Raw genomic sequence first — 15,341 nt, 5'->3', positions numbered from 1 at the left:
GCCCATTTTTAAGATAAACGCAGGCTCTGTCAATTGAACGTGCCACTAGATTGGGCAAAAAGTCTGTCGCAAACAGTCAGGATGGCATATCATCACCACTTTTATTCTCATCTGTTTTTAAAATTGCTCTGATCCGATCAATATGAACCTGGGAGCTTTTTGCCCTTTCAAGGGCTGTTTGAGAACCAATACCTTTTTTCCCCCTTGCCATTTCCGTGAGTAGGTTCTTTCGCTCCTCAAACATCCGAAGTGCAGTCCACATGGTTTCTTCAATCTTGCTTGTCTGTTCTGCTAAAAGGTAAGCTGCCGTGTAGGCATGTCCGGTATGGCATCGGAACCTTAAATCACTGTCTTTTCCAACTTTCCATAAAACACCTCCGCAACCAGGACAGTTAAATGGAACCTGATCGCCCAATTCATTCACTGAAGATAGATCGCTCAAAACACGTTCGGCAATTTTTGCCTCTGTTAAGATATTTTCCGGAATAGGCTTACGAATATGCGATTGTAGTGGAATGAGTTTCTTAATTAAAGCCCCCATTTCAGCTATAGGCAGACAATAATCTACTTCTATGTTATTCAGTGCATTTCTTGGCATATCAGGATACTCGGCTTCGTCAGGATCCTGTACAATACATATTCCTCCACAATTTTTAATCGCTTTCATTCCTGAGGTGCCATCATCAAGATAACCAGTCAGAATTATTCCTATAACACCAGAACCAAATGCTACAGCAGCTGACCGAAACAATGGATCAATTGCAGGACGCGACCTGTTTTCATGTGCTCCTTTGGTCACCAACATTTTTTGATCTCCTCCAATTAAAAAGTGATGGTCTGATGGCGCAAGGTATAAATTTCCGGATTTCAAGTCGCCCCCTGTTTCTGCATGCTGACATTTTACGCTATCCAACTTATTCAGCTCGTCTAACACTACATTTCCCGTAGCATCGGGAGAAATATGTCGGACCACTAATATTGGCAAGGAAAAATCATTTGGGATTTGGCTGATGAGTTTTTTTAATGCGTTCAGCCCTCCCGCAGATGTGCCAATAACAACTATCTGGGAAATTTTTTCAGGCTTTTCCGCTTTTCCGCTTTTTTTCATTTGTTTAATCAGCTTAAAATTTCATGAAGTGCCAAAATTTGAACACCTCATTTCTCTAATGGTATTCAAAAGAATATAGCTAAGATCAATTTGTCTTAAATATCGGTCAGCTTTATTCCTTTAAATTTAAAAAATTCAAGACGTATACCTTTACGTTGATTCTCAAAAAACTGACACATTTAACATAAACTACCTCTTCAACAATTTAAAGCGATTAAAAGAGATATTATCAGACAAAATCAGAATATAAACACCCGCTGCCAGATTGCCTGTCTCAATTCTTTCGTTTAATAAATTTCCGTTTTGTAGTTCTCTGCCATTTACATCAAAAAGCTGATAGGTATAATTTGAATTTAGATTGGTTTTTACAAATACATAATCTTCAAATGGGTTGGGGTAAACTACTATAGCAGGCCTAGTAATGTCTAACTCATTCAATATCGGATTGTATATGCCTGAAACAGAAATATTGTTGAAAGTAACTCGATCACCATTACTAGCAGTCATGTCCTCTCCATCAAAACGTAGGCGAACTGTAAAGTCTTCATTTTGATTGGAGAATGCTATAGATGAAAAATCTGCCACAATCAATTCGTAACTATCAGATATCGGAAAGGAATCATGAGGTAATCCACTAACAGACCATTTGTCAGCACTTGCATCATAATAATCAATCTTGATCTTTTGAGCAGCACCTTCATCTACAACCGCAAATGAAAGTTTTATAGACTCGAAGCCAATTATGTTCATTTTTACATAAAGGGTATTCTCGGCATCTTCATTTTTAAACGGTTGCTTAATTTGCAATCCACGCATGTTCACTTCTTCAAACGTAATACCTTCATTAGCTTGAGGAATATAATTTAATGAAGTCGGTTTATTCCTACGTTCCATAGAAGCCTTGCGCCAATTGGGATGATCAGAATTGAAAGGGTAACCATCCAAAGAAGATTCGTAATAAATAATTGCTTTATTCAAATCGTTATCGTAGACATAGGTTGGTTCTATACTTTCAAGCGGTGTATCGTTTGGAAGTTCGTTGTCCATTAACCAAAAATAGAGAAGCTCTGATTCGTCTTCTTCTGGTTCTTTTTCAACAAAATGAGCAGTCAGTGATAAATCTTCAGAAAGTGAAATAGTGATTTCTTCATTGGTACTTTCAGAAGAACCGGACCAATGACTAAACCCATATCCTTTTGCCGGGATTGCCTTTACCGAAATCGGGATATTATCAAAATATACGCCTGTCCAAGGGTAGGGATTTTCTGCAACACCAGGTGTATTACCTTCAATAGCAATACTATTTATTTGAATATGGCCATGCTGATTATCAGAAACATTGACTTGAATTGTGTGATCTTCAGAAATATCAAAAAAATCCTTGATATGTTGTCTTGCAAAGTCAGGACGTTGGTTGGCATAGTTGATCATTGTGTTGATTTGTGATTCCCAACTTAAAGGAATAGCCCATCGGCCGCGATGATTGGGAATTTCACTACTAATAACATCTTTCATTTGGTTGATCAAAGAAATTGTTCTTTCAGGAATAAAAGCTGTGTTTAATAAGTCCGCATATCGATTGATAAATTGAATTTTAAAAGATTCGTTTAATAATAATTTCCGTAAAAACAAGGTTGGCCATGTGAGATTAGGCCATGCTGATAGGCTCTGTGAAGCGGCAAATTCCAAAGTATTATGTCTTGCCGTTGAGTTATACAGACCAAAACCAAAATCTGTATCATTCAATGCCCACCGCCACCTACCATCCTGCCCATGAGGAGCATTTGGTATATAATTTGAAGTTTTTTTACGAAAATATAAGATATTATTTCCTGGCCAATCGGTATTTCCAAAGTATATATTAGCGATTTGGTAATCTATAAAATTCACCTCATCCATCTGAGTAATTACATAGTTATAATTGGAAGTCAGGGATAAGTCATTTTGATCAATGTAACTGAAGAGATTTTTCCAATGAACATTATCTCCTTCTTTGATAAAGTCATCATTACGTCCATCAAGCTCTAAAAAATCAAGGTCATCTTCTTCAATTCCAAAAACCCTTTCGAAGTAATGTCTGTCATACCTTTCCCTTAAATTAATAATGCCCCAATATTCTCCATTAATATAGTGAACAACAGGACGATATTCCTGTATCTCAAAATTCAAATGCCGAACTAGCCTTTGCATAAAACCATCTCTAATGAGAGCATACTCGCCATCATTGCCTGAATTCCTTAATATTAATCTTTTGAAATTACTGTAGCTGTAGTTCTCAAAAAAAGGAAAATTAAAAGTATTATTTACATCATAATCAGAACGGGCATACAACCGAAGAGATTTTAAACGAGCAGTTCTCGTGAAACTTCCATGTATTCTTAAACCAATATTTTGATTGATCATGTTTTGTTGATTCTCAAAATATTGAAAATTCGCTGTCAATTCGGTACTTCTGTTCCAATTAAAAAATCCAAACCTATTCTCTCCTGAATTATTCAAATTGTCAATACCTGCTACATAAATACCATCATGATAGTCGAAAAGCTTGTTTTCATCCACTGTAATGGATATTACTGGCAGGGAATGATTAAATGAATTGGCGCTGCTAATAAAAAAAGTATGACTAATGGTTGAGGAAGCCACACCTTTTACATAGGCTCTGGCTTTAATAACATTGGCTTTTGGAATAGTAGTTTTTGGAAAGTATTCTGGAGTGGACTTACTAAGAGTTGTGGAAATATTTGCTAGTTTATTGGGTTCTGCTGTTTTGTCCTGCAACAATATTTCGTTCGAATACTCATTAGAACGAAAGGTTTTTGTTATAAATGGACCATTATGATAAATATTTTTGTACCTGTAAGCTGTTCCCGTTATATTATTGATGTTAGGCTCGGAACCATCGGTAGTATAAATTATGGTAGCATCCGGGTCCGGATGACTCAATACTAAGCTTATATTTGTTGAATAAAAACCCGAAACATGCGAAAAATCAGGGGGTGATAAAGACTCGTTTTCGGCGATATTGGGTTGCTTGGGCGTAGGGTTTTGAAAAACTACAAAATCTCCGGTGCCGTTGGGCAATCTGCCTAATGATGTATTGGTTTGCAAAGCTGTTGCCGGAGCCTTGTTGACCAATGTACCATTGCTATGCGTCAGGGTGATGGTTTCGCCATTGGCACTAATCTTAAAATTAGTGTGCAATGGCTGTGTTGGGTTGGTCCGGTTTTTATCGGAAGCCCAAACTAACATATAGCTGTTGGCAGCAAGTGTGAAATTTGGAAAAACCCATTTAAATGGTCGGCTCTCATCATCTGACAAACCAAAACCATTCAAATTTACAGGTATCGCACCGTAGTTATAGAGCTCAATCCAATCTTCGTAATTTCCGTCTTCGTCAGAATTAACTGAGGAATTAGATGCTAAAATCTCATTGATAGCTATTAATTGAGCAAAGATTTTGAGCGGGGAAAAAAGTATGAATATCGATAACAAGAAAAGGGCTAAAGATCTCATCAGATATTTGAATTTAGAGGGTATTAATGAATTCGTTTGTCGTTGAAATTCTTATTTGACCTTCAATGATTTGTTTCTTTCTTTTCGTGCTGACAATTTATATATGTCATAAATGGCATATATCCCATAATTTCTTTTAATATCCACCTCAAGTAGATGCTCTTTATTAAAAATAATAATATTTAATTACATATCCACTATATTAAATATACTTTTTTTATCATTTCTAAACCCTTGACCATTAGTATAAAAACATAAAAAATAATGATAAATGATGCCGTGCCCATAAACCTAAAATCAGAGAAGGCATATACCATTTCTATAGGGTGTTTTGAAGTATTTTGAAAGGCGCAGGTGGCAATTTGTGGTTCCTCCTTTTTATCAAACACAATTCACTTTTGTTAAAGTTTAAATATCTTAATTGTGTGAATTATAAATATACTGTAACAGCGTTTCGCAAAAAATTCTAGTATTGGCCAAGGTTACTATCTTAGTTTCTTTTTAAAACATAAGTTGGAAAATGGAAAGCCTTCTTGACCAAAAAATAAATCAATAAAAACATCAAAATCTCACAATCAAAAAAATATATTTCCGGAATCACTCCAAAACCCCATTCAAAAACCCCTGCATCTTACCAATAAGATCCTTATTTGTTTCAACGTTAAAACCATGACCCTGCCCAATGACGTATTCGGCCAAATGAGGAACTCCCTTTGCAATAAGTGCTTCCTCCAGGATTTTGCTTTGGGAGATCGGAACCACTATGTCAGTATCACCATGAAACAGCACAGTCGGCACACTCTGCGAATCGACAAAATTTAGCGGGCTGCCATTGAAATAAGCTTCCTCTCGATTTGAAGGATTTCCTCCCAATAGATTCTCCAGCAACAAATTGGTGAATAAATTATACCCATAGAAAGATGTCAGGTCCGTAGGAGGAAAAAAGGCAACGGTTGCTTTGACTAATTTATCCTCATTGTTTTTGTGTCCATGCAACAAAGCCAAATGTCCTCCTGCACTTCCCCCTGCCAAAATCACCTCGTCAGAAACATTCCATGTAGAAAGTTGTGATTTGATAAAGGATAAGGCTTTTTTGATATCTTCCTCTTGCGTTGGAAATTTGTTACTTCCTGTGGCAAGGTTGAACAAACTGTAATTGATAGCTACATAGGCATAACCATCCTGTACTTCTTCCAACCAAGGTTTGAAGGTCTTAAACTCTGATTTATTGCCGTCTACCCAGCCCCCACCATGCACCCACACAAATACTTTTGTGGTATTGGAATTCCTGTTGGCAGGTAAAAAGACATCCATCAATTGATTCGGGCGTTCCTGACTGTATTTGATATCCAGTAAATCTATGGCCACATTGGCATCTAGCCCTGGCTCGACATCTTCACTGCAAGACCAAAATAAAAGTGAAATTCCAAGAAAAAGACCTGCAGCAATTCTCAATTTGTAAAACTTATCCATTATAAAATTAATTTTCTTTGTATGTCAACGAATGTAAGCGTTACTTGTTATTGTTATATATGAACATCCGCTTTTGTGAATGTAGCATCAGTTCTCAATTTAATTGGCTAGAAGACGGAAGACCGAAGACCGAAGAAACCCAAAATTTAGATTTTGACAAACTGTCTATTAGATTTTAAAAATTAATTAGTTGTATTATTACCAATATTCAAATTACGATTTATACATCTCTGCTAATTTACAATGGTCGGTTTTAGTCAACTTAATTAATGTTAAAAAGTTAAATTGCCCAAATCTTCCGTCTCCTGTCTTCTGTCTTCCGTCCTTTTGAAAAAAAACAATGCTCAAAAAAGAAAGATATACCGCCTTTATAGATCATTTTTCCAATAACATGCCCATTGCTGAAACGGAACTGCTGTATGAGTCGCCTTTTCAGTTATTGGTCGCAGTGGTATTGAGTGCCCAATGTACCGACAAAAGGGTGAATATGACCACTCCTGCTATTTTTGAAAGCTTTCCCACACCCGCCCATCTGGCAGCCACAGATTTTGATGAGCTTTTTCCTTATATTAAAAGCATCTCCTACCCCAACAATAAAACCAAACACCTGATCGGTCTAGGGAAAATGTTGGTCGAACAGTTTAACAGCGAGGTACCCTCCACCGTGGAAGAATTAGTAAAACTCCCGGGTGTAGGTCGGAAGACGGCAAACGTCATCACCTCTGTGGTCTGGAATCAACCGAATATGGCCGTTGATACCCATGTATTCAGGGTTTCAAAAAGATTAGGCTTGGTCAATCAGAATGCCAATACTCCTTTGGAAGTTGAAAAGCAATTGGTGAAACACATTCCCAAGCAACATATTCATATCGCACATCATTGGCTGATATTACATGGTAGATATGTGTGCATTGCACGAAAACCAAAATGCGGTGAATGTACATTGACTCATTTTTGTCGTTACTTTGAAAAAAACAGGGAAGCCATCCTTAACGAAGGGACACTACCCCCAAAGAAAAAAAAGTGATATGTGTGGAATACACGTTTTGATCAATGCGGATTTGGATGGCCAAAAAGCCATTGAAGCAATGATGAACGCTACCTTGCATCGGGGACCCGACCATTCGGGGTTTTCCAAAATAAGCGACAATGTATTTTTTTCGGGGAACCGACTCAAAATATTGGATCTTAGCAATGCTTCCAATCAGCCGCTGTGGAATAAAGACCAAGATGCTGTTTTGATTTGGAATGGGGCACTATACAATTATCAGGATCTAAGAAATGATTTACTCGACCTTGGATGTGAATTTATCGGAAGCTCAGATTCAGAGGTCTTGATGAATTGGCTGAAATATTATGGAACAGAAAGAATCAACGCCCTGAAAGGAATGTTTGCCTTTGCCTTTGCAGATCTCAAAAAAAAACAAATCATTATCAGTAGGGATATTTCAGGAGAGAAGCCTTTATATTTTTTACAAAAAGACAAAACCTGGTACTTCTCCTCAGAAACCAAAGGGATTCTTGCAGGGTATGAGCATCAACTTCCCATCAATTCCCAACAATTCTTACCCTATTTTTATTACAGACACTCATTTCCAGACAGTTCTTTTTATCAGCAGATCCACCAAGTTCTACCTGGAGATGTGATGGTGCTTGACTTATCGGGAAAACTCTTGAATAAGGAAAAATTAGAGATAGCCCATCTGAAAACCAATCACTTGTCTCAAACTGTTTTTGAAGAAACATTGAAAGACGCTGTTCTCAAAAACTTCAATGCCGAAAGACCTGTAGGAATGGTGTTGAGTGGAGGCGCTGACAGCAGCCTGCTATATTCACTTTGGTATGAGGAAACAGGGCAGCCGCTGAATACTTTTACCGTTGCTTTGGAAAAGAAATATCAGTCAAAATATAGTGACCCTTATTTTGCAAAGTACTTGGGTAAAAGATATCCTAGTTTCCATCATGAAATCCTGGTCGGTCAATCAGACCTGCGGGACAACTGGCCGGAATATATCCAATCGATGGACCAACCTGTAGGTGATAGTGCGGGGTTCCTCACTTGGATAGTGGCTAAAACGGCTAAGGAAAAAGTAAAGGTCTTGATTTCAGGTGCTGGTGCGGATGAACTATTTGGAGGATACAACAGGCACAGGGCATTTATTCATTATCTGAAAAACCCCAAGCTATATCAATTTCTGAAAGCTTTTGGGCCGAATTTTCTTTTTCCTGATCCATGGAAAAAAGTGCTCCAAAGCATCCATGAAGATCCTGATCTGACATTTATCCAAATGGCGGCCTTACAGCCAATTCCCAATCAGTTTCTTGAGAATTTTCAAAAATGGTATCCTCAAAATCAAAGTCCTATCAAGAATGCTTTGGAATGGGACCGTAGCTTCTATTTGGTCAATGATATTTTGAAGATCCATGACAATGCCTGTATGGCACATGGTATTGAAGGTCGGTCGCCTTATTTGGACCTGGAATTGCTGTCTATGGTACAAGACCAATCTGACCTTGACAACATGATCGGAAAAAAATTCATCAAAACTGCACTTCTACAAAGAGGCTTGGGCAAAATCGCCAAAAGGAAAAAGCTTGGTTTTGGATTGCCTTTGTTGGAGTGGTTTGAAGAAAAGGATTTCAGAAACTGGGTGTTTGAGCCTATTCGAGAAATGGAGAAAACTTGGGGTCTGGATTTTCCTCCTGAAATGCGTAAATTGGCTGTCAATCCTGAAAAATCTGAAAAAAGACATTTCCTCCAATTATGGAACCTGTTCATTCTTGCTAGTTGGTTGAAAAACAATGAATAGAAATTTAGTGCTATGTTAAGGATTAATTCCCGCAGAGACACAAAGGTGCAAAGAAGGTTACTTTGAATCTTTTTGCTATAACTTTTAAATAATAGAGTTAACAATACACTAGTTTTAATTGGTTTTATCAAGGCTAGATATTTAAATTACCAAACTTCCGTCTCCCGTCTTCCGTCCATTACCAATTGAATGTAAACAAATTGTAAGCATACGGAAAAACATACAAAAACCCTCCACCAATGAAAATCCACTACATCCACCAATATTTTAAGACACCTGCTGAAGGGGGGGGCACACGTTCTTATCACTTGGCCAAAGGCTTGGTAGATGCAGGAATTGAGGTGGAAATGGTAACCACCCATGAGAAGCATGAATATGATTTCAAACTGATTGAAGGAATCAAGGTTCATTATCTTCCTGTAGGATATCAGCAGCATTTTGGATTCATGAGGAGGATTTGGGCTTTTCTGACTTTTGTCAGAATGGCAAAAAACCTCATTACCAAACTACCAAGGCCTGATTACTTCTACATTACCTCTACCCCACTGACCACAGGCTGGATTGGACTTTGGGCAAAAAAGAAGTTCGCAGTTCCTTATATTTTTGAGGTAAGGGATCTTTGGCCGGACGCACCGATTCAAGTTGGAGTCATCAAAAATCCCTTAGTAAAGCGACTTTTATACTACTTCGAAAGAAAAATCTATAGAAATGCATTCAAAATTGTGGCCCTTTCCCCTGGAATTGCCAATGCAATCAGAAAAAGATGCCCTGATTGTAAAATCAATCTGGTTCCCAATTTTGCGGATACGGAATTTTTTAAACCAATTGAAAAACAAGATGATGTATTTGAAAAACTTGGTCTATCCAACAAATTCACCATTGCCTATGCAGGTGCAATCGGAAAAGTCAATGCAGTCAATGAAATTCTGATTTTGGCCGGAATGGCCAAGGAAAGGAATCTTGAACTGCAATTTGTAGTCATGGGCAAAGGCACCCATGTCAATGAATTGCTTATGGAGTCAAAAAAACTGCGATTACCAAATTTTCACTATTTGCCATTTGGCAACAAAGAAAAAGTTAAAGAATTGTTGTCAGTTTCTGATATGGCGTTTGTCTCATTTGCGCATTTGCCGGTATTAAAGACCAACAGTCCAAACAAATTTTTTGATGCTTTGGCAGCAGGAAAGGCCATTTTGGTCAACCATAAAGGCTGGGTTCATGACTTGGTCCGACAATATGGATTGGGATATTATTTTAATCCCGAAAAGCCTTCAGAGGTTTTGGAAATGATACAGCAGCTATCAGAAAACCCACAACTGCTCAAAAAACACCAAACCAATTCAAGACAACTGGCAGAAAACTACTTTTCAAAAGAAATTGCCATATTGAGGCTATTGGCGGTGATCGACCCTGAAAAATACAACAGAGAGTTTAAGGACGAGGTTTATATCCTGACTGCCTGAAAATCATTCCCGTATCTGATATATTCATCAATTCCTTCAGATCAAGTTCGTTGTTAAATCTAAAATCATCTACAATATTCCAACCCAACCATCTACCTATTCTTCCTGGTGCATCAGGACTGATTTCATCTGTAGCAGGTGCCTCACCTGTGTATTTCCTGATGACAAAAGGATTGGTTTCAAAAAAAAGATCGTTTTCTACAAAGTAGGACCAAATATATTCTTCATTGTCAAAACAAGCCACAATCTCCTCAGGTGTATATCCAATGATATATTCGTCAGAAGTACAGGGAAGAATACTTTTGGTAAAATGATAGGCCTTGCCATAATATACCATTTCGGCCAAAAGTGAACTTTGGGCCAGGTCTGTTTTATTGAATTTGGATGAAATGGCCATGACAATCATGGGAACAATATAGGGTCTTTGGTACCTATTGGAGATATATTGAGGAAGATCGGGAGGTTGGAACTTATGTTCAAATGGTAGATAATAATCCAATCCGATGACTATCATTTCATCGTCCAAATACAAATCTGTCGCAAACCCACTTACATAGGTATAGACTTTTGGTATTTTGAATTCAGGAAAATAGTATTGGATATATTTAAAGGCATTGGTAATCTCTTTCTCAAGAGAATCAAGTTCAGGGAAATTTGACATTACTTCTTGGTACAACTCCAACATGATCGTGTCCTGATGAAATACAAAAAGTTCATTAGCCATTTCAAGCTTAGATTCATATTCTCTTGATAAAAGATACTTATCAGAAAATTCCGGGTATTTTTCAAGCAAATACAAAAAGTCTTCGGCTGATTCCGCTTTAAAGAATTCATTTTCCAACCTGACAATCTCAACATTTAAATTGGTTTTCAGAATTTCGGAATCCAACTCACAACCTTGGTCTTTTTCCTTGCATGAAGGGAAATAAAACAAGAGCAACAAACAGCAATAAATCAGTTTTGATTGGTTCATAAGAAAGTTATCTGATTGGGATCGCAGCCAAATCTACAACAAAACCTACAGATGGTTTTGAATTTTTTGGGCAATCTCATTTAAGGGAACGCTGATACCGCTGGTACAGATGATTTTCACTGCTTTTTTTTTATCTGTGTTTATCTGCAAAATCAGCGTTATCAGCGTTCTAAAAAAACCTTTTTTATTCCCTGATTTTTTGATTACTTCAAACTGTGAAAAATCAGTGGATCACTTTTAGAGAATATTTGAATTATATGAGTTTCTACAAACTCACAAATTACTTTCTTCTATTCATCTCTTTCCAACTCAGTCGACTTTCCAAAAAACCAGCCATTTGGGGTTATCCAACAACCCTATCAATAGAACCCACTACAAGTTGTAATCTACGCTGTCCTGAGTGTCCTAGTGGACTGAGAAGCTTTACAAGACCTACGGGAATGTTGGATTATGAACTTTTTAAAAAGATCATTGACCAGTCAAAAAAGTCACTTACCTACATGCACCTATATTTTCAGGGCGAACCATTTTTACATCCTCAATTTCTTGACATGATCCGGTATTCTGATGAATCGGGAGTATTTACGGCAACTTCTACCAATGCCCATTATATCAGCGAAAAAAATGTAAATCATATTATTGAATCAGGCTTGAAACACATGATCGTTTCGATGGATGGCATCAACCAAGAAGTGTATCAAGAATACAGGGTAGGAGGAAACTTGGAAAAGGTTCAAAAAGGGCTTTCCTTAATATTGAAAAGGAAAAAGGAAATGAACAAACCATTTCCCAGAATCATCCTTCAGTTTTTGGTGACAGGCAAAAATGAACATCAAATCCCGGATTTAAAGATTTGGGCAAAAAACATGGGCGTAGATGAGCTCCAATTAAAAACCGCTCAGATTTATGGTTTTGAAAACGGTTCTGAATTGATCCCACAAAATCCCGAATATTCCAGGTATATCCCCGCTAAAAACGGTACATGGAAACTCAAAAAAGAAATTAAAAATAAATGTTGGCGGATGTGGCAAGGTGCTGTCCTGACCTGGGACGGTAGGATGTTGCCCTGTTGTTTTGACAAGGATGGGCAACAGGTAATGGGGGAAATCCAGAATAACCCATTGAAAGATATTTGGAGAAATGCTTCCTATAATTCATTTCGAAAACAGTTATTGAATGACCGTTCCCAAATTGAAATCTGCAAAAACTGTACTGAGTAAAGTCCGGCTAGTTTGAATTTAATTCTGCTAATATTTCTTTACAGCATGGAATAATTATCTTTACGCAGATTTTCTCATATTTTAGTTAGCAGATACCCAAGGTTTATACTAGAAATAAAAAAGTATAAGCAGGAAATAAACACAATGACACCATCTTTACCCCATTATACCTCATCTATCCAAAACCTGAAAAAAATAACAGGAATTTTGGTTTTAGCCTTTTCACTACTTTGGATTTTCCCTCAAAACATACATGCACAATCCATTTCAGATATCAGCAATATCAAAGTAGATGACCTTTCCGATGCTCAAATCCGGGAATTAATACGCAGGGCCAACGAAGCCGGCTTGTCGGAGTTTGAACTTATTCAGATGGCAAGGCTAAGGGGAGTCTCTGAAGTTGAACTGGAAAAATTGAAAGAACGGGTAGAGAAAATGGACATCTCGGCTGTAGGAGGTAGGTTAGGTGCAACTGCTTCCAAAAGAGAACCTAGAAAACAAGCAGACCTGAATGAAATCACTCAGGGGTTTTTTAAGGAACAAAGCGAATTGATCGGGATGGAGGAAGAACCTTCACCGTATTTTGGGGGGGATATTTTTTTCAACAAAAAAAGGAGATTGACCTTTGAACCCAACCTGAATATTGCCACACCAAAAAATTATGTGCTTGGGCCCGGTGATTTGGTTTATGTAGACGTTTATGGCCAATCCGAAAAGTATTATGAATCCATTGTCACAGCTGATGGTTTTATACTGCTGGACAACGTCGGTCCGGTCAATATCTCCGGAAAAACCATCGATGAGGCAGAAGGGATTATCAGAAACCGACTTTCCTCATTTTTTACCGAACTGAGAGGTTCCAATCCCCAAACTTTCATGCAATTGACCTTGGGAAATGTCAGAACAATCAAGGTCCATTTGGTCGGCGAGTTAAGGCTTCCCGGAACATTTACACTCAGTGCTTTCAGTACAGTATTCAATGCATTGTATGCAGCAGGAGGTCCTAATGACAACGGTAGCATGCGAAGCATTAAAGTCATACGGAACGGAAAAGTTGTCAATACACTTGATATTTATGATTTTTTGGTAAATGGAAATGCCAGTTTGAATTTTAGACTTCAAGATCAGGATGTGATCATGGTTGATCCATTTCTTGGCCGGGTAACAGTAATGGGAGAAGTAAAAAGACCTAAAATTTTTGAAGTCAAGGAAGGCGAGAATTTCAGTCAGCTTCTGGAATATGCCGGGGGATTTACTGACGAAGCTTTCGAAGACCGGATTTCAGTAACTAGAATTACGGGGAAAGAAAGGGCTGTCTCTGATATTTTCAATAACCAATTCTCAATTTTTATGGTCAAAGGCGGTGACCAATATACTGTCGGAAAAGTTCTGGATAGATACTCCAATCGCGTACAGATAAAAGGGGCTGTTTTCAGAGAAGGGAATTTTGCCCTGACTGAAGGACTTACACTCGGACAACTGATCAAAAATGCCGACGGTATCAGAGGCGAGGCTTACCTTGAAAGGGCGAGTATCCTCAGAACAAATGATGACCTGAGTACAGAAGTCATTTCAGTCAATCTCCGGGATATACTCAGCGGTGACGCACAAGACATTTTATTAAAAAGGGAAGATGTAGTCAGGATATCGAGTATATATGACCTACAGGAAGAATTTTATGTGCAGATAACAGGAGAGGTCAGAAATCCCGGTACTTTTCCTTACTCCAAACAAATGACGGTTGAAGACCTCATTATCCTTGCGGGTGGATTGCGGGAATCTGCAAGTGCGAAAGACATCGAAATTGCCAGAAGATCACAAGATGTAAATGTAGGTACCTTTTCTGAACTGATTCCTGTAAACATTGATATTGAACTCACCCCTCAAGAAAACCCCATTACCCTATCCCCTTACGATAATGTAATTGTCAGGAGAAAACCCAATTTCACTTTGGACAAGTTGGTTCAAGTAGAGGGACAGGTAAATTCCCCAGGGATTTTTTCGGTGACTACAGCAGAAGAGCGGGTTTCTGACCTGATCCAAAGGGCAGGAGGATTGACCCCTTATGCCTATCCAAAAGGTGCTACATTAATCCGTCGAACTGAATTCTTTGAAACGGAATCGGAACAATTGAGAAGACAGCGGAACCTTCAGGACCTTCAAGTGAAATTGCAATCCGATCCCAACAATACCGAAGCTCAGGAATTGTTGTTGGAGCGTCTATTCAAAGATTTGGGAAATACTCCGACAGATGTTACCGAGGGTGCCGTCGCCACCCAATCTAAAAGAGAAGCCTTAGCGGGAATAGCAGAGACTAAAAGCGGTCTTAGTGAAATTAAAATCAAACAAAGGGAAGCCGTGGCCATTGATCTGGAATCTATCTTGAAAAATCCTGGATCCGATAAAGACCTGATTTTGGAAGAAGGGGATATCATTTCCATTCCCAGACAATTGCAAACAGTGAGGATGCGTGGAGATGTGGTTTATCCTGCAACGGTGAGGTATGAAAAGGATAGGGGAATGAAATACTACATCAATAGAGCGGGTGGGTACGATATTCGGGCCAACAGAAAGCGGACCTACGTAGTCTATGCCAATGGAGAAGTGGCAAGAACAAAAGGATTTCTGGGTATCAGATCCTATCCTTCAGTAGCCCCTGGGGCTGAAGTCATCGTCCCTACCAAAGGACCAAGACTACCTGTGAGACCCGGTGAAATAATTGGCATCACTACTGGCATTGCAACTTTGGCACTGATCATTACACAACTCAATTTTGAATAA

The 15,341-nt window shown here is 38.3% G+C and carries 9 protein-coding genes; 5 read left to right on the top strand and 4 right to left on the bottom strand.

Features of this window, described 5'->3' with window-relative positions:
* Positions 1-76: 76 nt before the first annotated feature.
* The 3 genes from HMJ38_RS06490 to HMJ38_RS06480 form a co-directional block, all read right to left on the bottom strand.
* Entirely contained in the window at positions 77-1,108 is a 1,032-nt protein-coding gene (locus HMJ38_RS06490) for a chemotaxis protein CheB (protein WP_194973562.1), read from the bottom strand.
* 189 nt (positions 1,109-1,297) lie between these two features.
* Positions 1,298-4,621, bottom strand: coding sequence for a CotH kinase family protein (locus HMJ38_RS06485; RefSeq protein WP_194973561.1), 3,324 nt, complete (start codon positions 4,619-4,621; stop codon positions 1,298-1,300).
* Between the two features lie 597 nt (positions 4,622-5,218).
* A complete protein-coding gene (locus HMJ38_RS06480) occupies positions 5,219-6,094 on the bottom strand; it encodes an alpha/beta hydrolase (protein WP_194973560.1) in 876 nt (291 codons plus the stop codon).
* A 340-nt stretch (positions 6,095-6,434) separates the two neighbouring features.
* Between HMJ38_RS06480 and nth the strand changes: the two genes are divergently transcribed.
* From nth to HMJ38_RS06465, 3 genes are all read left to right on the top strand, one after another.
* Positions 6,435-7,121 (top strand): endonuclease III, encoded by a 687-nt coding sequence (gene nth / locus HMJ38_RS06475; protein ID WP_194973559.1) that lies wholly within the window; start codon positions 6,435-6,437, stop codon positions 7,119-7,121.
* 1 nt (position 7,122) lies between these two features.
* A complete protein-coding gene (asnB, locus tag HMJ38_RS06470) occupies positions 7,123-8,904 on the top strand; it encodes an asparagine synthase (glutamine-hydrolyzing) (protein ID WP_194973558.1) in 1,782 nt (593 codons plus the stop codon).
* A gap of 239 nt (positions 8,905-9,143) precedes the next feature.
* The gene (locus HMJ38_RS06465) at positions 9,144-10,367 is read left to right on the top strand and encodes a glycosyltransferase family 4 protein (RefSeq protein ID WP_194973557.1); all 1,224 of its coding nucleotides are present in this window, start codon (positions 9,144-9,146) and stop codon (positions 10,365-10,367) included.
* On the opposite strand, the gene gldB is transcribed toward HMJ38_RS06465, so the two are convergent.
* Positions 10,336-11,340 carry a gliding motility lipoprotein GldB gene (gene gldB / locus HMJ38_RS06460; RefSeq protein WP_194973556.1) on the bottom strand — a complete coding sequence of 335 codons (1,005 nt, stop codon included), beginning with the start codon at positions 11,338-11,340 and terminating at the stop codon, positions 10,336-10,338. The genes HMJ38_RS06465 and gldB overlap by 32 nt on opposite strands.
* Before the next feature lie 215 nt (positions 11,341-11,555).
* Between gldB and HMJ38_RS06455 the strand changes: the two genes are divergently transcribed.
* Together HMJ38_RS06455 and HMJ38_RS06450 are read left to right on the top strand one after the other, a co-directional pair.
* Positions 11,556-12,560, top strand: a complete 1,005-nt coding sequence (locus HMJ38_RS06455; RefSeq protein WP_317174498.1) for a radical SAM/SPASM domain-containing protein — start codon at positions 11,556-11,558, stop codon at positions 12,558-12,560.
* Between the two features lie 144 nt (positions 12,561-12,704).
* Entirely contained in the window at positions 12,705-15,341 is a 2,637-nt protein-coding gene (locus HMJ38_RS06450) for an SLBB domain-containing protein (protein ID WP_194973555.1), read from the top strand.

The sequence above is a fragment of the Aquiflexum lacus genome (assembly GCF_015476655.1).
Lineage (GTDB): Bacteria > Bacteroidota > Bacteroidia > Cytophagales > Cyclobacteriaceae > Aquiflexum > Aquiflexum lacus.
This window is presented reverse-complemented; position numbering and strand designations above follow the sequence as displayed.